The 25,261-nt window shown below is 44.6% G+C and carries 25 protein-coding genes; 7 read left to right on the top strand and 18 right to left on the bottom strand.

All coding sequences use genetic code 11. From position 1 onward, the window contains the following. Nucleotides 1-175: 175 nt before the first annotated feature. The 3 genes from argH to argF form a co-directional block, all read right to left on the bottom strand. Nucleotides 176-1,480, bottom strand: coding sequence for an argininosuccinate lyase (argH, locus tag U5K72_01805; GenBank protein MDZ7717537.1), 1,305 nt, complete (start codon nt 1,478-1,480; stop codon nt 176-178). A gap of 322 nt (nt 1,481-1,802) precedes the next feature. After that, nucleotides 1,803-3,083: an argininosuccinate synthase gene (locus U5K72_01800; protein MDZ7717536.1), complete on the bottom strand. Its 1,281-nt coding sequence runs from the start codon at nt 3,081-3,083 to the stop codon at nt 1,803-1,805. Nucleotides 3,084-3,128: 45 nt separating this feature from the next. Further along, complete coding sequence (argF, locus tag U5K72_01795) at nt 3,129-4,103, bottom strand: ornithine carbamoyltransferase (GenBank protein MDZ7717535.1); 975 nt, start codon at nt 4,101-4,103, stop codon at nt 3,129-3,131. Between the two features lie 675 nt (nt 4,104-4,778). Between argF and U5K72_01790 the strand changes: the two genes are divergently transcribed. The 6 genes from U5K72_01790 to U5K72_01765 all read left to right on the top strand — a co-directional run bounded on the left by U5K72_01790 (nt 4,779) and on the right by U5K72_01765 (nt 11,607). After that, complete coding sequence (locus tag U5K72_01790; protein MDZ7717534.1) at nt 4,779-6,128, top strand: nodulation protein NfeD; 1,350 nt, start codon at nt 4,779-4,781, stop codon at nt 6,126-6,128. Nucleotides 6,129-6,162: 34 nt separating this feature from the next. Further along, complete coding sequence (locus tag U5K72_01785; protein ID MDZ7717533.1) at nt 6,163-6,846, top strand: slipin family protein; 684 nt, start codon at nt 6,163-6,165, stop codon at nt 6,844-6,846. A gap of 464 nt (nt 6,847-7,310) precedes the next feature. Then, complete coding sequence (locus U5K72_01780) at nt 7,311-8,309, top strand: isoaspartyl peptidase/L-asparaginase (GenBank protein MDZ7717532.1); 999 nt, start codon at nt 7,311-7,313, stop codon at nt 8,307-8,309. A 318-nt stretch (nt 8,310-8,627) separates the two neighbouring features. Further along, nucleotides 8,628-9,641 carry a Na/Pi symporter gene (locus U5K72_01775; GenBank protein ID MDZ7717531.1) on the top strand — a complete coding sequence of 338 codons (1,014 nt, stop codon included), beginning with the start codon at nt 8,628-8,630 and terminating at the stop codon, nt 9,639-9,641. A gap of 49 nt (nt 9,642-9,690) precedes the next feature. Further along, a complete protein-coding gene (locus tag U5K72_01770) occupies nt 9,691-10,371 on the top strand; it encodes a PhoU domain-containing protein (GenBank protein MDZ7717530.1) in 681 nt (226 codons plus the stop codon). Nucleotides 10,372-10,479: 108 nt separating this feature from the next. Next, nucleotides 10,480-11,607 carry a porin gene (locus tag U5K72_01765; protein ID MDZ7717529.1) on the top strand — a complete coding sequence of 376 codons (1,128 nt, stop codon included), beginning with the start codon at nt 10,480-10,482 and terminating at the stop codon, nt 11,605-11,607. 111 nt (nt 11,608-11,718) lie between these two features. Here the strand turns inward: U5K72_01765 and arsB (U5K72_01760) are convergent, their stop codons facing one another. From arsB (U5K72_01760) to U5K72_01725, 8 genes are all read right to left on the bottom strand, one after another. Further along, nucleotides 11,719-12,759, bottom strand: a complete 1,041-nt coding sequence (gene arsB / locus U5K72_01760; protein ID MDZ7717528.1) for an ACR3 family arsenite efflux transporter — start codon at nt 12,757-12,759, stop codon at nt 11,719-11,721. 35 nt (nt 12,760-12,794) lie between these two features. Further along, nucleotides 12,795-14,072, bottom strand: coding sequence for an ArsA-related P-loop ATPase (locus U5K72_01755; GenBank protein MDZ7717527.1), 1,278 nt, complete (start codon nt 14,070-14,072; stop codon nt 12,795-12,797). Further along, complete coding sequence (locus U5K72_01750; protein MDZ7717526.1) at nt 14,014-14,568, bottom strand: TRC40/GET3/ArsA family transport-energizing ATPase; 555 nt, start codon at nt 14,566-14,568, stop codon at nt 14,014-14,016. Before U5K72_01750 ends, U5K72_01755 begins: the two co-directional genes overlap by 59 nt. A 56-nt stretch (nt 14,569-14,624) precedes the next feature. Continuing rightward, nucleotides 14,625-15,248: an arsenite efflux transporter metallochaperone ArsD gene (arsD, locus tag U5K72_01745; protein ID MDZ7717525.1), complete on the bottom strand. Its 624-nt coding sequence runs from the start codon at nt 15,246-15,248 to the stop codon at nt 14,625-14,627. A gap of 315 nt (nt 15,249-15,563) precedes the next feature. After that, nucleotides 15,564-15,995 (bottom strand): DinB family protein, encoded by a 432-nt coding sequence (locus U5K72_01740; protein ID MDZ7717524.1) that lies wholly within the window; start codon nt 15,993-15,995, stop codon nt 15,564-15,566. Between the two features lie 6 nt (nt 15,996-16,001). Continuing rightward, entirely contained in the window at nt 16,002-16,880 is an 879-nt protein-coding gene (locus U5K72_01735; protein MDZ7717523.1) for a universal stress protein, read from the bottom strand. Nucleotides 16,881-16,907: 27 nt separating this feature from the next. Continuing rightward, entirely contained in the window at nt 16,908-17,240 is a 333-nt protein-coding gene (locus tag U5K72_01730; protein ID MDZ7717522.1) for a metalloregulator ArsR/SmtB family transcription factor, read from the bottom strand. Nucleotides 17,241-17,447: 207 nt separating this feature from the next. After that, entirely contained in the window at nt 17,448-17,723 is a 276-nt protein-coding gene (locus tag U5K72_01725; protein ID MDZ7717521.1) for a transposase, read from the bottom strand. Between the two features lie 41 nt (nt 17,724-17,764). Here U5K72_01725 and U5K72_01720 point away from each other — a divergent pair, with 41 nt between their 5' ends. Beyond that, nucleotides 17,765-17,929: a hypothetical protein gene (locus tag U5K72_01720; GenBank protein MDZ7717520.1), complete on the top strand. Its 165-nt coding sequence runs from the start codon at nt 17,765-17,767 to the stop codon at nt 17,927-17,929. Here U5K72_01720 and cfa read toward each other — a convergent pair. From cfa to U5K72_01685, 7 genes are all read right to left on the bottom strand, one after another. Then, the gene (cfa, locus tag U5K72_01715) at nt 17,911-19,041 is read right to left on the bottom strand and encodes a cyclopropane fatty acyl phospholipid synthase (protein MDZ7717519.1); all 1,131 of its coding nucleotides are present in this window, start codon (nt 19,039-19,041) and stop codon (nt 17,911-17,913) included. The genes U5K72_01720 and cfa overlap by 19 nt on opposite strands. Nucleotides 19,042-19,385: 344 nt before the next feature. Next, nucleotides 19,386-19,721 (bottom strand): metalloregulator ArsR/SmtB family transcription factor, encoded by a 336-nt coding sequence (locus U5K72_01710; GenBank protein MDZ7717518.1) that lies wholly within the window; start codon nt 19,719-19,721, stop codon nt 19,386-19,388. Nucleotides 19,722-19,876: 155 nt separating this feature from the next. Further along, nucleotides 19,877-20,959, bottom strand: a complete 1,083-nt coding sequence (gene arsB, locus U5K72_01705; GenBank protein ID MDZ7717517.1) for an ACR3 family arsenite efflux transporter — start codon at nt 20,957-20,959, stop codon at nt 19,877-19,879. A 52-nt stretch (nt 20,960-21,011) separates the two neighbouring features. Then, nucleotides 21,012-21,845 (bottom strand): universal stress protein, encoded by an 834-nt coding sequence (locus U5K72_01700; protein ID MDZ7717516.1) that lies wholly within the window; start codon nt 21,843-21,845, stop codon nt 21,012-21,014. 159 nt (nt 21,846-22,004) lie between these two features. Continuing rightward, a complete protein-coding gene (gene arsA, locus U5K72_01695; GenBank protein MDZ7717515.1) occupies nt 22,005-23,789 on the bottom strand; it encodes an arsenical pump-driving ATPase in 1,785 nt (594 codons plus the stop codon). 201 nt (nt 23,790-23,990) lie between these two features. After that, nucleotides 23,991-24,626 carry an arsenite efflux transporter metallochaperone ArsD gene (gene arsD / locus U5K72_01690; GenBank protein ID MDZ7717514.1) on the bottom strand — a complete coding sequence of 212 codons (636 nt, stop codon included), beginning with the start codon at nt 24,624-24,626 and terminating at the stop codon, nt 23,991-23,993. 188 nt (nt 24,627-24,814) lie between these two features. After that, on the bottom strand, nt 24,815-25,258 hold the full coding sequence (locus U5K72_01685) for a DinB family protein (protein ID MDZ7717513.1): 444 nt from the start codon (nt 25,256-25,258) through the stop codon (nt 24,815-24,817). Nucleotides 25,259-25,261: the final 3 nt, after the last annotated feature.

Raw genomic sequence — 25,261 nt, 5'->3', positions numbered from 1 at the left:
GTTATTAAGGTTTGACTGAAAATAATAATAGTAATCACAGTCATTGCGAACAAGCGACCTGGCAGAGTCACCGTTCTTTTCGGTGTCCTGCAAGAGTCGCGCATTCAGAGAGCCAAAACTAAATCCACAACTCTGGCAGGAACTCACTTTGTTCGTGCTCTGCCAGGTTGTTTGTTCAAAGTCTTTCCAACCTCTCCCTCAACTTCTCCAACCCCGCATTCCCCGGCGAGCCAAGGTGCGTATACTTTTTCAAAATCTCTTCGGCGGAAATGTCTTCCACTTCTTCGGGATGATCGCCGATATATCGGTAGGCTTCGCGAAAGGTCATGCCTTTTTCTTTGACGAGATCGTAGGCGGCTTCAGCGGCAAAGATTTCGGAACTGCACGCTTCGGCAAGGTTTTCTTTGATGGGCTTCATATGGGTGATGAGCAGTTCAGCCGCTTCTAATAATTGTTTGGTTTTATGTACGGCTTTCAGAACCGGTTCTTTGCTCAACTGCAGATCTCTGTGATAACCACTTCCAAGATTGGTTGTGAGCATTTGAAGGGAAGATGCAAAACCGATCAATTCGGAATGACCGCCCCGAAGCAGTTCAGCCACATCCGGATTTTTCTTTTGCGGCATGATGGATGAGCCTGTGCAAACGGCGGGATCCAAATCAAAATAGGGATATGCGGAGCTGCTGAACTGAATCACATCCGAAGCAAATCGATTCAGAACAGCCGTTACTCCTGACAGATATTGAACGAACTGCAATTCGGTCCACCCGCGGGAAAGTTGTGCAGTGGTTGAGCAGATCAGCGGATCTGAAAATCCAAGATCTTCAGCTTCCTGCTCCCGGTCAATATCAAACGAGGTTCCAAATCCGGCGGCAGATCCAAGCGGAGATTTGTCAACCAACGACTCAACTCCTTTGGAAGATTCTGCCTGTAAAATCAACAATTCAGAAAACGCACCTGCCCATAATCCAACACTGCTTAGCATCGCTTTTCGGGTGTGTGTAAAACCGGGCATCGGGATGTTTTGATGCTTTTCCGCGAACTCAAGAATTGCTCCGGCCACTTGTTTAATCAGACCGATGATCTCTTTAAGCTGCTTCTTTTCATAGAGTCGGACGGCGGTGAGCACCTGGTCATTTCGGGATCGTGCTGTGTGGATTTTCTTGCCCAGATCGCCCAGCTTGTCAACCAACGAGAGTTCGATGGCGGTATGCATATCCTCATCCTCAAGCCGGATCTCGAATTTATCCTCTTTCCATTCTTCCAGGATTTCATGAAGAGCGCGGGTCAATTTGTCGAGTTCATCATCCGAAAGAATACCGATCTTGTGGAGTGCTTTTGCATGAGCAATCGAGCCTTTGATATCGTAAGGAACGAGCTCCTGGTCAAGCAGGTAGTCATTCCCAACAGTAAACGCTTCCGCCTTTTTGGATGCGCTGGTTTCAGTATCGGTGTTACTCTTCTGCCAGAGTTTGGACATGGGTATTGGTTTAAAAGTAGAATTTAGGTTTTTGGTAAAATAGTGAAAAGTGAAAAGGCAAAACGCAAAAGTGCGCGAATTGTATTACGAGCAGTTACCACGGCAATTTCTGCATGCAAACGTTCGGGGATTGCCGCAGTCGCTATCGCTCCTTCGCAATGACATTTTACTCGTTCCGAAGGTCCACCTTCGGAATGTCTCCTCGGAAGCTCCGGCTTCCTTTCCCGTTACATTATACATGATAGTGCGAGTGTCTCGCTCGTGCTTGTGGAACAAGGGCACAAGCGAGGACGCTTGCGCCATCAGCACTTTCCAGCACTTTTCACTTTTCACTTTTGCGTTCTGCCTTCTTCACAGTCTGCTTCAGCTGGTACGCCGTTTTTTGTGGCAGATTCCACAGTTCAATAAAGCCGGAGGATGCGTTTTGGTTAAACGCGGCGGACTTGTTAAACGTCGCCAGGTTTTCATCAAACAAGGAATAGGGAGATGAAAGTGCAACCACATCACAATTTCCTTTATAGAGCCGAACCTTCACCGTACCGGTCACTTTTTTGTTCTGTTCGTTGATGTACGCCCGGATATTATCCACAACCGGTTCAAAATATTTGGCTCCGTAAACGAGGTACGCCCACTTCTGATCCATTAGCGTTTTCAGTTCATTCTCTTCCCTGGTGGAAACCAGTTGCTCCAGGTTTTTATGAGCCTGGATTAAAATGTGTGCAGCCGGATTTTCATAAACTCCACGCACCTTCAGTCCCACAACCCGGTCCTCAATCAGGTGAAAAACACCAACGCCATGTTTACCACCAATTTCATTCAGTGTTTGAATGAGATCTTTTTTCTCCTGTTGAACACCATTCAGAGCAATCGGCGCTCCGTTTTCAAATTCAATCTCAACGAGTTCATCTTCATCAGGTGCATTTTGAGGAGTATTCGCCCATTTCAAAATGTTTTCGAGGGGTGGTATCAATTCGGGGTTTTCAATCTCTCCTCCCTCACCTGTATTGGCCCACATATTTTCATCATAGGAATAAGGTGATTTTTTGGATTGATCGACAGGAATTCCGTTCTCATGTGCATACGCAATCTCCTCTTCGCGGCCCATGCCCCATTCTCTAACCGGCGCAATGATTTTTAGTTCGGGATTCAGCGTAGTGATGTAACTTTCAAACCGAACCTGGTCATTTCCTTTTCCGGTGCATCCGTGTGCAATGACTTCACATCCATATTCAGAAGCGAATTGAACGGCCAGTTGGGAGATCATCACCCTGCCCAGCGGACAACCGAGTGCATATCCGCCCTGGTAGTCGGCATTGGCTTTTACCGCTTCGGTGCAGAGTTCGGCAAACTCCTCTTTCGCATCATATACAATTACATCTTTTGCACCCAGTTTAAGGGCTTTCTTTTTGATGGCATCGAGGTTATCAGCCGTTTGGCCAATATTGATAGTCAGTGCAATCACATCACATTCATACTCCTCCTGGATCCATTTCAGCATTACGCTGGTATCGAGGCCGCCGGAGTAGAGAAGCAGACACGTATTAAAAGTTCCTTTTTCTGCTTCGTGTGAGGCTACTTTTTTATAAGTGGTTTCTTGTTCCATTTTTTTGATTCAGTATTGAGTGAGTTTAAATTTGTGTTATATCCATTAAAATTTGGCTTTAAGCGAACTGAGCGTGTCTTTACCTGAAAGCAGAGTTGGGTATAAAAGAGCTGTAAAAACTCCTTTTGATACAATCATTCGGTTCTTGGCCTGCTGATAGACCCAGGAATTTTTGTGATCTATCACATCATCCGTTACTTCCACGCCCCGGTGGGCAGGCAGGCAGTGCATAAATCCCGCCTCCTCTTTCGCTTGCGAAAAGAGTTCCTCATTTACCTGGTATTCTTCGAAATGCTTAATTTTTTCTTCATACATATGCTCTTGTCCCATTGAAATAAATGTATCGGTGTATACCACATCCGAATTAAAAACAGCTTTTTTGGGATCATCTTCTACCTGAAAAGAACCGCCGTATTCAGACGATAGCTTTGAAAAGTACTCGATTTTTTCATCATCCCACCCATAATTTTCAGGTCCGGTAAATGTAATATTATGGCCAAAATAGAGCATTACTTCTGAGAGTGAAAGGGCAACATTATTTGCATCTCCCACAAAGGTAAGATTTATCTTTTCATTCTTCCCAAAATTCTGCTGAATGGTTAGAATATCTGCCAGCGCCTGCATGGGGTGGTGAAGATCACACAGAGCATTCACGACCGGTATAACTCCATACTGTTTCATTTTTTCGAGAGTACTGTGTGAATAAACCCGGGCAAATATGGCATCACACCACTGAGATACGTTTTTCATGGCATCATAAAGAGATTCCCGGAAACTAAAGGGTACGGCTTTGCTGCTGGAGAACATCAGGTCGCCGTCCACATCCACAACGTTTCCGCCTAAATGATTGATGGCTACCTCCGCTCCAACTTTGGTTCTCAGGGATGGTTTTTCAAAAACAAAAGCGATGTTTTTTCCTTGTAGTATTTGTGGCGATTGTTTCTGCAACTGTAGACTTAAATCAAGAATGCCTTGCACTTGATCGGGGTCTAATTCGCCGATTGTTAGTAAATGTTTCATGATTATGGTTCGTTATGGTTGTAAATGGTTTGGATTGAAGAACTCGAAGGGTGCATTTGAGAGTTGAAAAGCGTTTCGGATGCACATAAAAAAACCCGCTCAGTATATTTGAGCGGGCTTGCGATAAGTTCTTTAGTAGCCGAAACTACACACTATTATCACACGCCCAATGGGCGGCGACGGCGAAGATTAGCAGACTGTATGTGTGTAGAATTTTTCATGACTGAAAATTCGCTGTATGGAAAATAAAATGCAAATGTTTTTTTTGATTGATCACAAATTCTTTAAATCAGGCAGAACTGCCTAAACCATTCAAAATAACTGGTTGATAATCATCGAAACAATGGATCACAAAATTGGGATCAATCCATTTTATAAGTAATGAGATGCCACTTCATTATGCCGGGCATAAAGCAAATGCTTACCCTTCCTTTGGGAAGGTTTGGTGGGTAAAATGTGAATGGATTGGTTATTGAAATGCAAAAAATCTGTCATCAAATGCATCCATGAAAAATTATTTGTAAAGCCTTCTTGAAACGTTTTGGGCAAAACTAAAATTAGGATCAGCCAGTATGAAATCACGTATCCGGCTAAAAGATTGTATATTATAGATAGAGATTTAAAATGATTGACCTTAATATGGAACCAATAAAGTAAGATTTCAATTATCCTGATATGAGATCAAATAAATTCTTATTGGCAGTTACACTTTTTTTCGCGGGTATTTTTTTGGCCCTGCAAGATTCAACTCAAGTTGATTCATTAGCTATAGATGAGACGAATCAGCAGCCTTCGGTTAGCGTTATTCGTGTGGAGGGGACCATTGGCCCAACGGTTACGCAATACATCACCCGAAGCATTCGGCAGTCTGTTGAGAACGGGGATGAAGCTCTCATTATTGAACTCGATACTCCCGGCGGACTTCTCGATTCAACACAGGATATTGTTCAGGAGTTGTTGGGCACAGATCATCCCACGGTGGTTTATGTTTCGCCAAGTGGAGCGAATGCAGGAAGTGCGGGAACGTTTATAACGCTGGCGGCTCATGTAGCGGCTATGGCACCGGCCACCAATATTGGTGCGGCATCGCCCATTTCCATGGGAGGCGGAGAGATGGATACCGTGGCTCAGAAAAAGATTTTTAACTACTCGGAAAGTTTCATTGAATCGATTGCCAGCGAACGAGAAAGGAACACAGAGTGGGCAAAGTCGGCCGTTCGCGACGGGGCATCTATCACTTCGGATGAAGCCCTTGAACTGAATGTGATTGATATTATGGCTAATGACCTGGATGACCTGCTGGTTCAAATGAATGGTATGGAGATTGGAGATCGGGTTTTAAATACTCAAAATGCCACCATCAGCCGGATTGATGAAACCCTGGCCGAGCAGTTTTTTAGTTTTTTATTGCGACCGGAGGTCATGCTGATCTTAACGATGGTAGCCATCTACGGGATTATTGGCGAGGTGACCAATCCCGGTGCAATTGTACCCGGGGTTTCCGGTGTGATTGCGTTAATTCTCCTTTTATATGGAGTAGCCGCCATGCCAATTAACCTGGCCGGTTTTCTATTGATTGGACTGGCAATTATCTTATTTGTTGCGGAAGCATTTACGCCAACTTTTGGTATTCTTTTATCCGGCGGGGCAGTCTCATTTTTCCTGGGGGCATTGATGCTTTTCCAGGACTTACCCGACGAGATGCAGATCTCGTTATTCTGGCTGGTTCCTGCAACGCTATTAACGGTAGCATTTTTTGGATGGATTGTAACTTATGGGATTAAATCTCTTTTCAATCCACCGCGGTCAGGGTTGGAATCTACTGTTGGAAAAACTGTTGAAGTGGTCGATTCGATTCAGCCCAATCAGCCCGGACGTGTCTTTTTTGATGGTGAATATTGGACAGCCGAAAGCGAGCATGAACTGAAAGAAGGCGAGCCATGCAAAATTGTAGAATTTCAGGGATTGAGGGTATTTGTAGAACCCACCCACGAAAAGAATATCGATGAAACGGAAAATGTATAATCAGATATAATCAAATAAAAAAAAGGAGCTTAATATGGAATCTCTTACCAATACATTAGTCTGGGTAATCACCATTGTGATTTTCCTCTCGGTGTTTCTTCCCCAAATGTTCAAAATTTTGAGGGAATATGAACGCGGAGTAATCTTCCGGCTTGGTAAATATCAAAGCACAAAAGGACCGGGATTCATCATACTGATTCCCTTTATTGATAAGATAGAAAGAGTAGACCTGCGGGTCTTAACAATCAATGTGGACAAGCAGGAAGCAATTACCAAAGATAATGTTACGGTAAACGTGGATGCTATTACATTCTTCCGCGTTGTGGATGCCGAAAAAGCGGTGATCCAGGTAGAACGATATATAGCGGCTACCTCCATGCTGGCACAAACAACACTGCGAAGTGTAATTGGTCAGTTTGAACTGGATGAAATTCTTGCCGAACGGGAAAAAATCAATAAAAAAATCCAGGACATTATTGACAAGCAAACAGACCCATGGGGAGTGAAAGTGGTTTCTGTTGAGGTGCGGGATGTAATTCTGCCTGAAAGCATGAAACGAGCGATGGCACGGCAGGCTGAATCAGAACGTGACCGGCGTGCGAAAGTGATTAATGCACAAGGTGAATTTGAAGCTGCCACGAAACTGGTTGAGGCCGGTGAAATGATTGAGAAAACACCAACGGCTCTTCAGCTTGCGCTTCCTGCAGACGATGAATGAAATCAGCGAAGAAAATGCCACATTTGCATTCCTGCCGCTGCCGATGGACTTTCTTGAGTCGTTCCGGCCGAAGAAGAAAGAGTAGAATAGCAAATAGATAGTCCAAGAGTGATTTGGATCAGCTAAAGAAATAAAGTTATTTAATTTGAACCGCTAAATAGGTATAAAGCTTTAGCGTAGTTGACCCGCTCGTGACCATTCTAACATTCCAGCAACGCAGGGGCACAAACGAGGACGTTTGCGCCATCTTGAATAAAGTCAATGGATAAATACTCGGGATGGCGCAAGTGTCCACACTTGTGCCCTTTACAATGGCTTGAGCACAAGCGAGACGCTTGCGCTATTTGAATAATGCCAGTGTAAATACTTTCTAAACCCGGTTCAGAAAAAGAGCCGGGTTTTTCTTTTCTATGGATCTTCGTCTATTTTCAACTATCAATTTTCCTCAAACCGGATCAAATAAAATGAGAACGATTCTATTTTTGTGTGCAGTAGTTATGCTTCTTTTTAGCGGACTGAATCAAACCACAATTGCTCAAGAAACGAAATGGTCGCTGGCTTTGCACGGTGGTGCGGGTGTCATTTCAAAAGAGATGCCCGATTCAATCAAACAACTGTATTATGATGGATTGGAGGAGGCACTATCTGTTGGTGAAAAGGTGTTGAGTGAGGGTGGCTCTGCACTGGATGCCGTTGAGTTGACAGTGAGAGTTCTGGAAGATAATCCGCTGTTCAACGCAGGAAGAGGTGCGGTGTACACAAGCGAGGGAAACCATGAATTGGATGCAGCCATTATGGATGGGAGCACACTGGCCGCCGGTGCAATTACGGGCGTTACCACAATAAAAAATCCAATATCACTTGCTCGCAAAGTGATGACCAACTCCCGGCATATCTTCTTTTCGGGTGAAGGGGCTGAAGAGTTTGCTGACCAAACCGGAGTGGAACGAGTTGAGAACCACTATTATGATACCCAACGCCGCTACGAGCAATGGCAAAGAGCTCAAGAGCAATCAAATATCAGAAAAGAAAAGGCTATTCCCGATGAGTTTAAATATGGAACCGTTGGAGCAGTTGCATTAGATATGGATGGAAAACTCGCAGCGGCAACATCAACCGGGGGCATGACCAATAAACAGTTCGGGCGTGTGGGAGATGTACCGATTATTGGCTCCGGGACATTTGCCAATCATGTGGCGGCTATTTCGGCAACCGGCTGGGGCGAGCAGATCATGCGAAATGTATCTGCAAATACCATTGCGAATTATATGGAATTTAATGATACAAGCCTCGATAAGGCGATGGAATTTCTGTTGACCGAACGACTCAATCCCGGTGATGCAGGGTTTATCGGGGTGGATTATGAAGGAAATATATCAATGAAAATGAATACCGCCGGGATGTTTCGCGGCTCCGTCGATTCGCACGGAAACCGTACGGTCATGATTTGGGAAAAGGAATGAAAAATCAATTATAGAGGGCTTTGCAAAACCGTGGTAATTGGTCAATCTGAACTCGATTGAAATTCTCCATTCGTCTTTATTGCCAGTATCTGGAGATCCTGAATCAAGCCTGCCTGCGCTAAGCTTCGGCAGACAGGTTCAGGATGACGGTCAGAGTTTTGCAAAGCCTTCTTATAATGCCTTTACCGGTAAACAAATTTAGGTATAAATACCTGGCGGCTTGAAAAATCTGTTCAGAGGCAAACGTGCATTTACAGTTGCAAAAATATTACTGATATTGTGATGCCGTTTTGATTTTTTGTTTGTGATAGTCGTTATATGACCTACTCTTTTTTTGATTTTCTACAACTTATTGGAGCTCTCGGGATTTTCATTTATGGAATGAAAGTCTTTAGCGAAGGATTACAGAAAGTTGCAGGTTCCCGTCTTCGATCCATTCTTAAGGGAATGACTACCAGCCGGTTCAGAGGCCTCTTAACAGGATTTGGTGCAACAACAATCACCCAGTCTTCTACAACAACTACCGTAATGGTGGTTAGTTTTGTAAATGCAGGATTGCTCACTCTTGTGGAGTCCACCGGTGTGATTATGGGGGCCAATATAGGCACCACTGTAACAGCATGGATGGTTTCTGTTTTTGGATTCAAAATGCAGATTACCCCCATAGCTGTAAGCCTGATTGGCGTTTTCTTTCCATTTTTGTTTTTTGGTAAGGAAAAACTTCGAAACCTGGCTGAATCCATGATTGGTTTCGGGATACTTTTTATTGGGCTGGAGTTTATCAAAAATGCCGTTCCCAATATCCAGGACAATCCCGAAATGTTTGCCGCTCTTGACTCATTCACTGAATTTGGAGTATTATCGATTATACTTTTTGTGTTTATTGGAACAGCTCTTACACTATTGACCCAATCATCTTCTGCAGCAACCACTATTACGCTTGTAATGCTCTTTGAAGGGTGGATCAATTTTCCAATCGCCGCCGCTATGATTCTTGGGGAAAATATAGGAACAACAGTAACAGCAAATATTGCCGCGATTGTTGGAAATGTGCATGCAAAACGGGCAGCGAGATTTCATTTTATATTCAACATTATAGGGGTTTTATGGATGCTCTTTCTGATCAATCCGTTTCTGCAGGGAATTGATGCAGCCATGCTCTATTTTGATCCGGCTTCGGGCTCAATTTTTGGAAATTCGCAAGAGGCCAGAGCTTCAGCAACTCTGGGTTTGTCGTTATTTCACACCACCTTCAATATTTTAAATGTTATTGCTGTTGATCGGTTTTGTTCCCGCTATTGTGCGCTTTGTAGAACGCGTCCAAAAAGATAAAGACAAATCCGACAAGGCGTTCCGCCTGCAATATATCTCTTCGGGGTTAATGTCTTCACCCGAACTTTCTATTGCACAGGCCCATAAAGAGATAGAGCTCTTTGGAAAACTGGTTGAAAAAATGCACTATAGCTTCTCCGGACTCTTTTTCAGAAAACAGAAAAAGCAGGAGAAATTTCTGGAAAAGATTGCAAAACGCGAGCAGATTACCGATAACATTGAACTTGAGGTTTCGGACTATCTGACCAAGATATCCAGTGCAAATCTTTCTGATGATGCTACCCGAAAAGTCCGGGCTATGCACAGTATGGTTAACGATTTGGAGAGAATTGGCGATCTGTATTATCAAATGTCCAAAACGTTTGAGGATATGATGGAGCTTGAGGTGGCACTGCCAAAAGATGCCGTGATGGAAGTAAGTGATTACCTTGATGTGGTTCTAAAAGCAGTAAAGCTGATGCGCGAAAATATGGAGAATGTAAACGGCGAGCTAAATGTAGATCTTGAAGCGGCGGTTGAGCTGGAAAACGAGATCAATGATACGCGTGATAAGATGAAGGATGCTCACTATCGGCGCCTGGAACAGGGTGTTTATACGTCTCAAGCCGGTGTTATTTTCCTCGATTACATTACCCGTCTCGAAAAAATTGGTGATCATATATTTAACGTACAGGAAGCGTTGGCCGGCAGAAAATTGAAAACCCATTCCGAAATGCTTGTAGGCCGATAAGTCTGTTTATCAGCTATAGTCAGGAATATTTGAATCATTTTTTACTCACTTATTAGTGAGTTTATTCAGGATATTTTTTAAAAAAGCCGTTATTAAAAATTAGATCAGATGAAAAGAAAAGTACTCTGTGTATGTGCACTATTGACATTTTTTTCTTTATTAATTTTGACACCTGTATTGAATGCTCAGGACTTTGAACTCAGGGGACGCCTGCACATGGACGCATTTTGGGGTTTGGATGATACGGATGAATTCAGCAATGGGTTTAACAACCGGCGTGCACGCATAGGAGTTAACGGCAGTTTGCTGGAAAAATGGGACGGCCGAATTGAGGTGGATTTTGCCGAGGGCGATGTAAGCCCAAATGATTTTCGACTTCGACGGTCGTTTAATCACGGCGGCCGTCTTTGGCTTGGACAGTTCAAAGTTCCGCAAGGTCTCAATGAGTTGACAAGCTCAAACAACATCACGTTTATTGAACGTGCCGCAAACAGCAATATCATAACCGATGCCTGGCGGATGGGCATTGCATATGAATATTCCGGCAGTCATGGAGGTATGAAGAGCATGATTTTTGGTCGTGCTCTCGGTGAAAAGAGCAGTATAGAAGGGGATATGCCGCTTGGCATTGCTCTGCGGGGAATTTATACTCCCAAACTTGCAGGCGGAACAGTTCATTTGGGCGGTTCTGTTGTCTATGAGGATCTGAAAGATAACAGGTCCATAAAATTTAGTGACCGCCCGGAAGCGCGCGACAGCAAAGGCGGCAAAGCGTTAATCAGCCTGGCTATTGAAAACCCCAATCTAAACAGTACTTTAAAAAAGGGGCTGGAGGCGGCTTATCTTCTGGGTTCCTTTTCGCTTGCAGCCGAATATTTGCAAGTTAATGTGGATTTGAAATCGGCTGGAAATCCGACATTTGGAGGATGGCATCTGCAAAGCAGTTACATTTTCGGCGGAAAACGAACGTATTCGGACGGTACTTTTGATGGAGTGAAGCTCGACAATCAAACAGGCGCATGGGAGATTGGTGCACGTCTCAGTTACATGGATTTGAATGATTCAAACTACATCGGAGGTAAACAACGCAATATTACAGTTGCATTAAACCACTACGCTGCAGCCAATTTGCGGTTTATGCTGAATGTGATATTTGTAGATGTAACCGACAGACCAGGCGATCTAACCGATACCAGCCCTGTGATAAGTTCACTAAGAGCGATGTATTACTTTTAGCTTCGTTCTCATTCTCTATTTAAGCACAACAAATGCATCTATTTTTCAGTCAGTTAGCAGGTTTCATTTAAAGATCTTGAAAAAAACAATCGGCTGGTTCTGAAAAGCTATCTAATAATTTACACGGCTTTTATTCGCAAATCGTACCAACGAAAGCATCACCGGTACTTCAATTAACACACCAACCACGGTTACAAGCGCTGCTCCCGATTGCAGTCCAAAAAGGGCAATGGCCACAGCAACGGCCAGTTCAAAAAAGTTACTGGCACCAATCATTGCCCCGGGAGCGCATACCTGATACGGTAGCTTTAATAACCATTTGCCACCATACCACGCTATCGCAAAGATAAAATAGGTTTGAATGATAAGCGGAATCGCGATGAAAAAGATAGCTGAAGGTTGGTCAATGATCTTATCTCCCTGGTAGGCAAATAACAGAATAAGGGTAATCAGCAGAGCCGAAACAGATACCGGTTTAAACTTGGGCAGAAAACGGTTGAGATACCACTCTTCTCCTCGTTTGTTGATGAGAATATTGTGGGTTAAATATCCGGCAACCAGCGGAACCACCACAAATACCAGCACGGAAGCGACCAGCGTGCCATACGGAATGGTGATATCGGTAATACCGAGCAACAATCCTACGATGGGGATGAACAGAATTAATATCAGGAGGTCGTTCACCGAAACCTGCACGAGCGTATAATTGGGATCTCCATCCGATAAATAGGACCACACAAAAACCATCGCCGTACAGGGTGCCGCTCCCAGTAAAATAGCCCCGGCGATATATTGGTCGGCCAGTTCCGGGCTTAACCATGCCGAATACAACTGGTCGAAAAAGATCCACGCAAAAAAGGCCATGGTGAAGGGCTTAATGGCCCAGTTAATAATCACGGTCCAAACCACGCCTTTGGGCGATTTACCGATCTCTTTGAGGGATCCGAAATCGATCTGGAGCATCATGGGATAGATCATCATCCAGATCAAAATAGCGACCGGAATATTGACCCGGTAAATTTCCCACTTACTCAACACTTCAATGCTGTCGCCAAACAGGTAGCCCACTCCAATCCCGATAGCGATACAAAGCAATACCCACACCGTCAGGTATCGCTCAAAAAAATCCATTTTCTTTTCGTTACTGCTCATGTTTTTATTTTTTGTTATGAACTATAAATTCTGATTTAAGCTAACTCTTTTTTATTGGTAAAGGCCATGCGATGTGCTACCGATTCACCATGAATCCAGGGAATGGAGTAGAGGCGCTTGGCCTTCTCATTTTGAATGGTTTCCAAAATAGGCAATTCCTCTTTCGCCCGCTGTACCAGCAGGGGATCACTTACCTCCGTTGCAGAAAGGCTTTGATTGACGATCCATCCATACGGCTCAATATCAGCCCGGCGTAAATCTTCCTGAAGCTGTGCCGCTTCGTTCACCGGCGTGGTTTCTGGAAGCGTTACAAGCAGCAGACGGGAGTGTTCGGGATCCTGCAGATACATGTAGGGTGTTTTTAAGTTGCTTTTATCCATATTGGTGTTGCGCAGGATCTCCCGGTGATAGCTGCCGGCCGTATCAAGCAGAAGAAGCGTATGCCCCGTCGGTGCCGTATCAACGACCACAAACTGGCGTTTCGCTTTTTGGATGGCCTTGGAGAATGCATGAAAAACAGCGACCTCTTCGGTACAGGGGGATTCCAGGTCTTCCCGGAGCAGCTTGCGTCCCTCTTCATCCATATTTTTGCCTTTCTGCCGCATCACTTTTTCGATGTAATTTTGTGTCTCCTGTTTGGGATCAATGCGATCTACGGTGAGATTATCATTGGTGTCCATTACTCCCAACTGATCGGTGAGATGAGCAGCCGGATCGGTAGTGGTGAGATGAACCGGATATCCCTTATCGGCCAGTTTCAGGGCCACGGCAACAGCTACACTCGTTTTTCCGACCCCGCCTTTACCCATCGTCATAATCAATCCGTGATCTTGCCGGGTGAGGTCGCCAATCAGGTTGTCCAGGTCGGGGAGTGAAGCAAGCGGTTCTTTCTCCAGGTCAGCGGTATGATTGGCCATGATCTCCTCTTTCTCCAGCGGTTCAAACACCTTTCGAAGTTTGTCGATACCGAGAATATTATACGGACGAAGCGGAAAAATCTCCCGGTCCAGGTGTTGAATACTCTCCGGCATCTGTTCAATGGCCTGATCGGCGGTTTTCTTCATTTCTAAAGCCACATCATCACCGGCATCCAGCGGTTCAAAATACCCGTTGATCAACAACAACTGACTGGAAAGGCCAAGATCGTCCAGTTCCCGGCTCGATCTGGCGGCTTCTTTTAAAGCAGAAGATTCGGGACGGCTTACCAGGTAAACCGTGGTGGCATCCTCATCACGAAGCCGGCTTACCACTTCTTCATACAGCTCTTTGCTGCTTTTGAGCGGATGAGGTCGGACCGAGACAAGATGCACCATCCGGATTTTTGTCGATAAAGCTGCTCCACGCCGCCGGCAGTTCCAGCAAACGAAGCGTGTGTCCTGTGGGGGCGGTATCAAACACCACAATGTCATAGTCCTCGCCCTCATGCTCGCCGGCTACAAACCGGGAAAATTCATCGAAGGCAGCGATCTCGGTGGTGCATGCCCCGGAAAGTTCTTCGCGTATTTTCTTGAGCTGATCGGCTCCGAGAATATCTTCAAGCGGTTCCAGTGTGCGATTTCGATACTCTTCGGCCGCAATCTCCGGGTCAATATTGATCGCCTCGAGGCCGCTGACTCCTTCAACGGGCTGAACCTTGTCGTTTACTTCGCTTTGCAGCACATCGCCCAGGTTCGAAGCCGGATCGGTACTGATCAGCAGCACGCGATTTCCTTCATCCGCAAGTTTAACAGCTGTGGCGCATGCAAGCGTTGTTTTACCTACGCCGCCTTTTCCGGTAAAAAATATATATGGGGTAATTTTAGATAACATAATAGATGATTCTTCTTGATGATTTTTAAAAGTTTTTTATTTCGTGAGCTATAAATTTAGCAGCATCCGCTTCCGGGAGCGCAGCCGTTGGATGGTTGAGGCTGTACGCCCAGCAATTTATTGGCCAGTTGTACCATATTGGAAGTTGGATTTTCTTTTACCTGCTGTGCCATCTGCAAGGTTCGGGCAATGTCTTCTTTGGCAATACCCAGTTTTTCGGCCTCTTTGTAGTGATATTTCAGGCACGATTCGCAATTCGATGCCAGCGAAGCCGCTATCGCTACCAGTTCATTAATTTGTGCATTATAGATGGATTCCGGTGTTTCATCTGCCACTTCTTTATTTGCCGATTTTTCATCCAGTTCACACATCTCTTTCAGCATCGTACGGGCAGGATAATCTCCTTCCATTTTCAGCTTTCCATTTACAACTATAATCGGCAGAATCTCAGTTCCCGTGTTTTGAATGCGCGTAATAACTTCCGGGTTGCTTTTAAACGCTTCGGGTTCCTGGCCCAGGTTGTAGCGCTGTACGTCCACACCCTGACTTTTCAGCCATTTCAGGTCGTTATTAAAATCCACCAGTTTTTGATCCACTTCTGGTCCGCACACGCCGGTGCTGCAACACATTGGGGGATCGTACACTTCAATTTTTGTTTGTATATCCGTTTGTGTATTCATCTTTTCTGACTTGTTTTTTTGATTTCACTTAAATTTTTTTGGCAGTAGAACAATTATTTAATCTAAATTGAGCCGGGGGATGACTTTTGAAGTTCTGAATTGACCATATCTTGGTTCTGAAGCATTACACCCCTCCCGGCTAAAGCCGTACTCCCCTCGAGGGGAGATTGATCATCCCCCATTGCCCCCTTCGAAGGGGGACACTCACCAATATCCGCATACTTTATCGAATAAATTATAGGTTTCAAGTGGATACCTCCCGGGTTCTGCCCCGAGGTAGTTCATTGTTTGTAAGAAAATTCATAGAGATACTATTTATTCACCGTATTTCAGAGCGAGGCCAATCTGGCCGGCATGGTATGCGGTATGAGTTGTAATGCGGCCAAGGGCCTCCGCTTTTGTAACAGTACCAAACTCTGCGGTGGATACCTTTTCTTCCCAATCGTCAATATCACTGATCGCCAGCCCCAGTTCCTCTCCGGCTTTTTCAATCAGGTCGAGCAGAGGTTTGAGTTCGTTAAACTGTCCCCGGTCTTTCGCGATAGAGCCAATCGTTTGTGCTTTTACATTCAGTTCTCTTTCAAAAACGTTCTTGGCAAACAACAGCTCCACTTCCGCGATGTGACGCAGGAGCCATCCGATTGATGCCGCATCAGGGTGCAGCCTTTTGGTAAGGTCTGATTCTTCAATGGAATCAAGCTGATTGGTCAGGCGGGTTCGCCCCATCTTCCAGAGTTTATTGTACATAATTATCTATTTGGTTGAAGGGATTACCAATGTGTTGATTTTTCCGCCTTCGATGACTCGTCGGACAGTGCTTCCTAAAATATGGTCGGATATAAAATTTCGTCCCTGGGCCCCCATCACCACCAGCGATACAGAATGCTCCTTCATGGTTTTGATGATCTCCTGGGAGGGGACTCCGGTGGTGATGTTTATATCAATGGCAGCTTCTGTAACTTTTTGCAGGTCTTCTTTCAGGCGTTCGAGCCTGGATTGGTCAATGTCATTGAATTTTTGAATCTCTTTTTCATCACGATGCTTCATCGCTTCCCAGTTTTGCACATGCATCAACAAAATGTGTTCGGCCTGTGGAGCTACCTGCTTTTTGAAATGATAAAAGGCTTGTTCAGACGGCTCCGAAAAATCGGTTGCAAACAATACGTTTCGATTTATATCATGGCAGTAAAATTCACATTTTGCCGGATCGTTGTTTTCTTCAAGTTTATCGAGAAGTTGAATGAGCAGAAGGGGATTTTCCCCAAATCGCAACACCTGGTCGGCCGTACTGCCGATCAGAACTCCTTTGGCAAATCCCATGCCTTTGGTTCCAATAATGATCAGCGTTTCCGGATCTTTTTTGGCAAACTGAACCAGCTCCCGGGCGGGTTGTCCTTCTTTTAGAACAATCTCCGTTTTGAAGCCTTTCTCCTCGAACTGCTCTTTAAGCTCGTTCAGCTTCTTCTTCGTGTTATCCATAAAGGTATAACCGGCAAAATTCGTATAGCTGATTCCAAGTGCGTGAAACAGCGTTATGGATTCGATTCCCAGCGCCTTATACTGATCGGTGCAGTCGAGCAGCAGATCTGCGGTTTCGGAAAGATCGGTGGCTAAAATGGCTTTCTTTTTCATAGTTCTCTCCATGGTTCGTATTGGGTTTTAACAACAGTATAAATGATCAGGAGTAAATGCTTCAAACCAATCATCCATTAGCTCCTTCAGTTCATTCAATGTAGTTGGGTTGATACAATAGCAGGTACTTGTTCCTTCCACATCCCCTTTTATGAGCCCGGCCGACTTCAACACTTTCAGGTGCTGTGAGACGGTAGATTGAGCCAGCGGCAATTCGCTGGTTATATCCCCGCAAATACAGCTCTCTTGCCGGCTCAAAATTTCCAAAATAGCTAATCTTGCCGGGTGTGATAAAGCCTTTGCAAGTTCCGCCGTTTGAATGTGATTTTCTTTGAATAAAGATGCTTTCGTAAGTGCCATAATCGTATATCGTAATTATACGATTAAAGTACAGGGTCTTATTCCCTTTGTCAATCATTATTTTCGAGTTGCCGCCAAATGTCTTGTGATGATCTGCTCGTTCCGAAGGTCCATCTTCGTAATGCAGGCAGGCTAAACTTGTTTCTAAGAAAAAAAAGTTATTAACTGCATAACCAGATGAATTTCGTCGGGTTATGCAGTTGAAAATTAAAATGAATCACTCCAATATATAGTCGATCCTAAAGAACTAAAAATTGGGTTGTGGTAAGATTTACCAACAAGATACAACCACATAAAACACAGTAATTTTTTTCCATCTCTGATCCACTGTTCCATCCATTTCTTTAAATTCCATCCGGCTGCAGCCAAATAGGCGTTGATTTGGGACGATTCCTCCCCGTGCAGGTAGTTCTGTCTCATGCGGCGGTCGGTTTTCAGGTGTCCAATAATGGGCTCGGTGCCTGCCCTTCGCCGAAACCGTATGCTGGAAATAGGCCTCCCCGCAAAAGTACTGCACTGCAGGGATGGCTTTGCCGTATATAGCGATTCATTACCCGGGCTTTGGCCAGGGTCTCATCTCGGTAGTTGTAAATGCGTTTAAGCAGCAGACACCCAAATATAAAAAGAATCGGCATGGCGGGTTGACCGGTATGGCTGTAGTGCCCGGCTATTACTCTTCCCTGCGATAGCGGGGTGGAATAAAACCACCGGGTATACCCTGCTTCGAAAAAACAATCTGCCAGAGCTGGTTCTTCCGCGCCCGGAAACTGCCTGCGCAACTGAGCAGGTAATACTTCCACATGCGGTAGAACCGCTCGGAATAGTTCGATTTCAATTCATCCCAATGGTCTTCAAAATTTTGATGCCAGGCCATCAGGGTTTTGTCATAATAGGGCCCGAAGTTCTGCCAGTCTTCCATCACGAACAGTCCCTCGGAAGCCAGGGCCAGTTGCCGGATGGAAGGCAGGTGGGAATTTGGAAAGATGTATTTTTCGATCCACGGGTCAGTGGTGTGTACCGACCTGTTGCTGCCGATGGTATGCAGCAGGAAGACGCCTTCGTCTTTTAAACATCGGTGTACCACCTGCATTAAGGTCCGATAATTTTTACTCCCCACATGCTCGATCATGCCCAACGAGACAATATGATCAAACGGCTCATTAATTTCGCGGTAATCCTGCAGCCGGATCTCCACCGGCAGGCCCTTGCATTGTTCCCGGCCCAGTTGCACCTGCTCATCGGATACCGTGATGCCCACCACCTCGGCCCCATAATTTTCAGCGGCATATTTGGCAAAACTGCCCCAGCCGCAGCCGATATCAAGCACGCGCTGGCCTTCCTGCAGGCCTATTTTTCGGCATACCAGCTCCAGCTTGTCTTCCTGGGCTTCATCCAGCGTATCGGCTTCCTGCCAGTACCCGCAGGTGTAAACCATGCGCTTGTCGAGCATAGTCCGGTACAGGCTATTCCCTATATTGTAATGGTAGTCGCCGATTTCAAACGCTTTTCTTTTACTTTGACGATTGGTCAACAGGGATTTTAAATATTCAAGGATGACCACCGGTTTATACATTACTTTTTCCTCCAGTCCCGCTTGCAAGACTTTATAAAAAAACCGGTCGAGGGCTTCGGCATTCCACCATTTGTCCATGTATGCTTCTCCCAATCCCAGGGAACTCTTGCGAATAACCCGTTCAAACAACCGGTCGTCATACACTTGAATATCCCACGGACGGGAGCCGTTAATCCGGATATCCGCCGACTCCAACAGCGGTTGAATAGTCTTAATTACGTTTTTCATGATGAGACCTACTTGGATTTATATTATAATAGATGTCTATCTAAAGTTGCGTTTGCACCTGATAACCCTTGCGACCTTAGCTACCGAAACCGTTAACACGGCGATGATAAATGGAAAATAGGGCAGATGTATATCCACAGCATACAGGACTGCTCTCAAAAAGGAACCGCCTGCCACCAGTCCTATCCTTTCTCCAACATTAAACTGGTCAGAGAAGACATTGCAGGTATAATCAGCGCCAGGCTTACGCCAGCAGGGAAACTAGCTGGATGTAGTTTCAATGTCTTCTATGGGATGTCCCATTACAGATCAGGGATAGTTGTCTTTATTTATTGGTACTCATATCAGCAGCAGTTCTCCTTATTTTTGGTTGTTACATCGTTAATTAATGGAATCAATAGATCGTTTAGTTCCTGAATTCCCTTTTCACTCAAACAATAACAAGTTCGCACACCATCCATTTCAACGGTAATAATACCAACTTTTTTTAGTGCTTTTAGATGTTGCGAAACGGTTGACTGGGCCAGCGGCAGCTCTTCTGCTATATCTCCACAAATACAAGTTTCCCGATCTGCGAGCAGTTCTATAATGGCAACACGCGCTGGATGTCCGAGAGCTTTCATCAACTCAGCGGATCGCTTTTGCGAGGATTTAAATAATTTTGCTTTAGTAATGCCCATAAGTGTCACATTAATCGTAATTTTACGATTTAATAAACCGCACTTTTATTCTCTTTTCAATGTGCATTTACTGCTTCTTACTTTTTGTACAGTTGGGAAGCATCATTTCACCATCACTTTGGCGAGACAATATTTTTCGTTGTAGGAAATATGAGTTATTCCATTACTTTTTCTTTCTCTTCTTTTCTTTCAACACTCGTTTTGTAGCTCGCTCTTTGACTGTTGGCAAACTTAACCAGCGACAGCATGATCGGTACTTCGATTAGTACACCGACAACCGTAACCAACGCGGCACCCGATTGAATGCCGAACAGCATGATCGCCACGGCAACCGCCAGCTCGAAAAAGTTACTGGCTCCAATCATTGCACCCGGTGCACAGGTTTGGTAGTTCAGGTTTAGCCATTTTCCACCGTACCATGCTATGAAGAAAATGAAATAGGTTTGGATAATCAGCGGAACGGCGATGAGCAGGATGACTACAGGGTCATTTAAAATCCGGTCTCCCTGGTAGGCGAACAAAAGAATCAACGTCAACAGAAGAGCACTTATCGATACCGGCTTAAATTTTGGCAGAAATCGTATGGTATACCACTCCATTCCTTTTTTATTCACGAGTATCTTATGTGTGAAATAACCCGCAACCAATGGAATAACCACAAATGCCACAATAGATGTTACCAGTGTATTGTAGGGAATGGTGATATCTGTAATCCCCAATAAAAAAGCTACGATCGGGATGAAGAGAATCAGGATTAAAAGATCATTTACGGAAACCTGTACCAGCGTATACGTAGGGTCGCCATCAGACAGATACGACCACACAAAAACCATGGCCGTACAGGGTGCGGCTCCCAATAAAATAGCTCCGGCGATGTATTCCTGCGCCATGGATGGATCAATCCACGCGCCGTAGATGTGATAAAAGAAGATCCACGCAAAGAAAGCCATTGTGAACGGCTTAATCGCCCAGTTTATAATAACAGTCCAGACAACACCTTTCGGAGCTTTACCCACATCTTTCAATGAATCAAAGTCAATTTGCAGCATCATCGGGTAGATCATAGCCCAGATCAGTATCGTGATGGGAATGTTTACATTGTAAAGGTTAAAGTCGCTAAGCACCTCAATGGAATCCCCGGCGAGATATCCGAGGCCAATTCCAACTGCAATACAGATTAAAACCCAAACGGTAAGGTACTTTTCAAAAAAGTCGATCGATTTTTTTTCTTCAGACACTATTCTTCTATTTAATTATGTGTTAGATGATATTTTTTATTAAAAAAAATGATTAGCGGTCAGCCGGAATCAATAATAGTGGTTTTGACGTGTGACGGGCAACACGCATACTGTTACTTCCAACAAACAGGTTTTCCACAAAATTTTTACCCTGGGACCCCATAATAATCATGGAGATATCATTTTCATCGGCATATTCTGTTATTGTCAGTCCAACGTTACCTCTTTTTGTATCCGACCGGACATGCTTCAGCCCCATTTCTTTTAATTTGTTTTCACGATCTTCCATTAACGCAGAAGTATCATTGGTTGAAGTAGGTTGAACGTGAAAGATCGTGACTTTGGATTGGCTCAACTTTTCATTTTCAAACACTTCCATTGCCCTGTCGGCGTTTTCTGAGAAATCAGTAGCCAGTAACATGTTGTGAGTCATGTTTTTGCAGATGGAAACATTATTCTTGTCGGGATCATCTGATATTCTGAGCAGAAGAACCGGTAAAATCGCTCTTTGAATAACTTCTGTTGCTACACTTCCGAGAAAAAGTTCAGAAAAACGATTATGGCCTCGGTGTCCCAAAATTAGCAGATCAGCTTGAAGATCTTTTGCTGTTTTCAGAATGGTAACCGGAGCGTAGATATTCGATTCTATTTTTAATTCCCAATCTGTATCAAACCCCTGATCGCGCAAGTCTTGTGAATAGGATTCCAGCTTGGCTTCAAAGGATGACGTATCAAATTTTTCAGGCCCGCCGGGATACGGTTTTGAAACGGCCGTAACCAAGGTGATTTTTTCAATCCCAAGCGGTTTAAGATCACCCATACAGTACACCAGATCTTTACTGGATTTTGACAAGTCGAGAGCTATTAGAGCGTGTTTTAATTTCATTTTATGTCTCCAAATATTGATTTAGATTTATGTTATAAACCTTAGTTCGATTTTAAAATTATGATAAAAGATGCTCTCCTCCTTCGTAAAAAGGGGACTTTTGGAGCATTTCATTAAAGATTAAGAATTGAACTGAGGTTTATTTGTACTCTTTCTTTTTCAGGCCGTAACATCCTTTTTCTGTTTTGATACAAGTGTTTTCAAAACCGGTTCCTCTGCAACCCATGGAATCGCGTAGAGTTTTTTTGCATGTTTTTTATCGATTTCATCCAATAGCGGAACCTCTTCAGCTGCCCGCTGCTTGAGCAGAGGATCTGAAATATTGGTTGCCGACATACTTTGATTGGCAATCCACGCGTAGGGTTCAATATTGGATCTTCTCAAATCATCCTGAAGCTTTGCCGCTTCCGTAATCGGAGTGGTTTCCGGCAGAGCAACGATTAGCAGTTTGGAGTAATCCGGATCCTGCAGATACATGTATGGAGTTTTAAGCTTGTCTTTATCCATCTGTGTGTTTCTGAGAATCTCTTTGTGATAGCTTCCCGTTGTATCGAGCAGCAGCAGGGTGTGTCCGGTCGGCGCCGTATCCATCACCACAAACTTCCGTTTGGCCTCATGGATCGCTTTCGAAAACGCCTGGAAAACTGCAACCTCTTCCGTACAGGGAGATTCCAGATCTTCCCGCAGCAGCTTCAGCTCTTCATCGGTTTTATTCTTTCCGCGCTGTTTTAACACTTTTTCAATGTAGTTTTGCTTCTCTTCATCCGGATCGATGCGATCCACCGTCATATTTTCGGGTATTGTCATCTCTCCGATATGATCCATCAAATGGGCTGCAGGATCTGTGGTGGTCAGGTGAACGGGATATCCACGCTCGGCCAGTTTAAAGGCAACTGCTGCTGCGATCGTGGTTTTACCCACACCGCCTTTCCCCATAGTCATAACCAGTCCGTGCTCTTTTTCGGAAGAGATATCATCAACCAGTGCATCTATATCAGGCAGCTCACTTTCATGATCTTCCGTTAAAATAGACGTGCTATCCCTCTTGATTGCTTCCTTATCAAGCGATTCAAAAACAGTCCGCAAGCGATCAAGTCCCAGTAAATTATACGGCCTTAGCGGAAATACCATCTGCTCCATTTTTTTGAGGCGTTCGGGCATATTTTCCAAAGTCTCATCCGCTCTCTCTTTCATCTTGATGGCAAATGAATCGGTTTCGTCAATCGGCTCAAAATATCCATTGATCAACAGTACCTGATTTGAGAGCCCCATTTCATCCAGCTCCATACCCGATCGGTTGGCCTCACGAAGTGCGGAACCATCCGGGCGGCTCACAAGATAGATGGTCGTTGATCCTTCATCCTGCAGGCGTTCCACTACTTTTTGATAGCGCTCCTGGCTCGTCTTCAACGCAGATGACGGTCCAATACAGGAAGCTCCATCAGGATTCGACTCAATAAAATCGCTCCACGCTGCGGGCAGTTCCAGCAAACGAAGCGTGTGACCCGTTGGCGCCGTATCAAAAATGATCACATCATACGGCTGATCATCCTCATCGCCCGCTACATATCGTGCAAATTCGTCAAACGCAGCGATCTCCGTAGTACATGCGCCGGACAATTCTTCCCGTATTTTTTCAATTTCATGGTCAGGAAGTATATCCTCCATGGGAGAGATTACCCGATTTCTATACTCCTCCGCCGACAGTTCCGGATCAATATTAACCGCATGCAGGTTTTCAATTCCCTTTATCGGAGTGATTTTCTCCGTCACATCCGTTTCAAGAACCTCCTTTAAATTTGAGGCCGGGTCGGTACTGATCAACAGCACGCTTTTGCCTTCATCGGCAAGTTTAACGGCCGTTGCGCTGGCAAGAGAAGTTTTCCCCACTCCGCCTTTGCCGGTGAAAAAGATATAAGGTGTGATTTGCGGTAAGTTCTTCATAATGGTATTGGTTCTAATGGCTTGAAATTTCTTGGTAGTAAATCCCCTCTTGAGAGGGGACAGATGAAAACGCGTTTAGCGATTTCATCAGGGGTGTGTTTAGCAGGGCAATGAGTTAATCAAAAGAACACACCCTTCGCTTGACTCGATATGCTTCGCATGCTCGTCTACACTTTTCCCCTCTCAAGAGGGGAATTTTCACTAACAACATCCGCTGCCCGGAGCGCATCCGTTTGCAGGAGCTTGTTGTTCTACACCCAACAATTTGTTTGCAAGCTTGATCATGTTGCCTGCCGGAACCTGTTTTACATTTTGACCAATCTGCAATGCTTGTGAAATATCCTCTTCCGTCAATCCCAGTTCTTTTGATTTTTTATAGTGGAATTTAAGGCAAGATTCACAATTTGATGCCAAAGCTGCACCTAATGCAACTAACTCTTGTACTTGTTCTGTCATGACATTTTGTGATTGATCCATCTGTTTACCTTCAGCAGTTGATTTTTTTGTGTTTGAATTAATTTCCAGCATTTTTTCGAGTTGAGATCGATCCGGATAGCCGCCCTCTGCAACTACATCTCCATTCACTAAAATGAGTGGCAAACATTCAGTGCCTTCCTTTTGCAGTCTTGAGAGAACCTGTGGATTCATCTTAAACGCTTCCGGCTCCTGACCCAAATTGTAGCGTTTTACCTCTACTCCTTGTGTCTTTAACCATTTTACATCATTTGCAAAATCGACAATTTCGTCGTCTACATCGGGACCGCAGACGCCGGTACTGCAACACATTGCCGGATCATAAACTTCTAAAATTGTTTTTGTGTCTGTCTGAGTAGTCATTTTATACCTATTTGTGAGTGGTTATTTTATTCATCGTAAAATTACGATTAATGTTTTGAACATCCAACCTTAATTTCGGATCTCCTGCTATTTTTTTATTCGGATGGCCCAGCCTTTTTCAGATTAGTTACTGTTTTTATATACATCTGACTAGCATAATGCTGGACTCGGGGAATTCTGGAATTTAATTATTCCCCGTATTTCTTTGCCAGCGCAGCCTGTCCAGCGTGATAGGCGGTATGTGTTGTTATTCTGCCAAGAGCTTCCGCACGGGTGACAGTGCCAAATTCAGCCGTAGTAACTTCGCCTTCCCAATCCTCAATCTCCTGAATGGCTGCACCCAGTTCATCTCCCGCTCTTTCTATGAGCTCCAGCAGAGGTTCAAGCTCATCAAACTGTCCGTGGTCTTTGGCGATGGAGCCGATGGTTTGAGCTTTTAATTTCAGCTCTCGTCCGAAGACATTCTTGGCAAATAACAATTCCACTTCTGCGATGTGGCGCATCAGCCAGCCCACGCTGTTGCTATCGCTGTGAACTCGTTTCAGTAAGTCCTCTTTTTTCATGCTTTCCAGCTGATTGGTTAAACGGGTTCGTCCCATCTTCCACATGTCGTAAAATAGTTGATTGTTCATAAT

It is taken from the genome of Balneolaceae bacterium (assembly GCA_034521495.1).
Classification (GTDB): domain Bacteria; phylum Bacteroidota; class Rhodothermia; order Balneolales; family Balneolaceae; genus Rhodohalobacter.
Note: the sequence above shows the minus strand (reverse complement) of the source record. Positions and strands in the feature narration are given on the sequence as shown.

Coding starts and splice junctions, on each gene's coding strand:
- argH (MDZ7717537.1), bottom strand. CDS start 1,480: ATGTCCAAACTCTGGCAGAAGAGTAACACCGATACTGAAACCAGCGCA.
- U5K72_01800 (MDZ7717536.1), bottom strand. CDS start 3,083: ATGGAACAAGAAACCACTTATAAAAAAGTAGCCTCACACGAAGCAGAA.
- argF (MDZ7717535.1), bottom strand. CDS start 4,103: ATGAAACATTTACTAACAATCGGCGAATTAGACCCCGATCAAGTGCAA.
- U5K72_01790 (MDZ7717534.1), top strand. CDS start 4,779: ATGAGATCAAATAAATTCTTATTGGCAGTTACACTTTTTTTCGCGGGT.
- U5K72_01785 (MDZ7717533.1), top strand. CDS start 6,163: ATGGAATCTCTTACCAATACATTAGTCTGGGTAATCACCATTGTGATT.
- U5K72_01780 (MDZ7717532.1), top strand. CDS start 7,311: ATGAGAACGATTCTATTTTTGTGTGCAGTAGTTATGCTTCTTTTTAGC.
- U5K72_01775 (MDZ7717531.1), top strand. CDS start 8,628: ATGACCTACTCTTTTTTTGATTTTCTACAACTTATTGGAGCTCTCGGG.
- U5K72_01770 (MDZ7717530.1), top strand. CDS start 9,691: ATGTCTTCACCCGAACTTTCTATTGCACAGGCCCATAAAGAGATAGAG.
- U5K72_01765 (MDZ7717529.1), top strand. CDS start 10,480: ATGAAAAGAAAAGTACTCTGTGTATGTGCACTATTGACATTTTTTTCT.
- arsB (MDZ7717528.1), bottom strand. CDS start 12,759: ATGAGCAGTAACGAAAAGAAAATGGATTTTTTTGAGCGATACCTGACG.
- U5K72_01755 (MDZ7717527.1), bottom strand. CDS start 14,072: ATGGTGCATCTTGTCTCGGTCCGACCTCATCCGCTCAAAAGCAGCAAA.
- U5K72_01750 (MDZ7717526.1), bottom strand. CDS start 14,568: ATGTTATCTAAAATTACCCCATATATATTTTTTACCGGAAAAGGCGGC.
- arsD (MDZ7717525.1), bottom strand. CDS start 15,248: ATGAATACACAAACGGATATACAAACAAAAATTGAAGTGTACGATCCC.
- U5K72_01740 (MDZ7717524.1), bottom strand. CDS start 15,995: ATGTACAATAAACTCTGGAAGATGGGGCGAACCCGCCTGACCAATCAG.
- U5K72_01735 (MDZ7717523.1), bottom strand. CDS start 16,880: ATGAAAAAGAAAGCCATTTTAGCCACCGATCTTTCCGAAACCGCAGAT.
- U5K72_01730 (MDZ7717522.1), bottom strand. CDS start 17,240: ATGGCACTTACGAAAGCATCTTTATTCAAAGAAAATCACATTCAAACG.
- U5K72_01720 (MDZ7717520.1), top strand. CDS start 17,765: ATGGCTTTGCCGTATATAGCGATTCATTACCCGGGCTTTGGCCAGGGT.
- cfa (MDZ7717519.1), bottom strand. CDS start 19,041: ATGAAAAACGTAATTAAGACTATTCAACCGCTGTTGGAGTCGGCGGAT.
- U5K72_01710 (MDZ7717518.1), bottom strand. CDS start 19,721: ATGGGCATTACTAAAGCAAAATTATTTAAATCCTCGCAAAAGCGATCC.
- U5K72_01700 (MDZ7717516.1), bottom strand. CDS start 21,845: ATGAAATTAAAACACGCTCTAATAGCTCTCGACTTGTCAAAATCCAGT.
- arsA (MDZ7717515.1), bottom strand. CDS start 23,789: ATGAAGAACTTACCGCAAATCACACCTTATATCTTTTTCACCGGCAAA.
- arsD (MDZ7717514.1), bottom strand. CDS start 24,626: ATGACTACTCAGACAGACACAAAAACAATTTTAGAAGTTTATGATCCG.
- U5K72_01685 (MDZ7717513.1), bottom strand. CDS start 25,258: ATGAACAATCAACTATTTTACGACATGTGGAAGATGGGACGAACCCGT.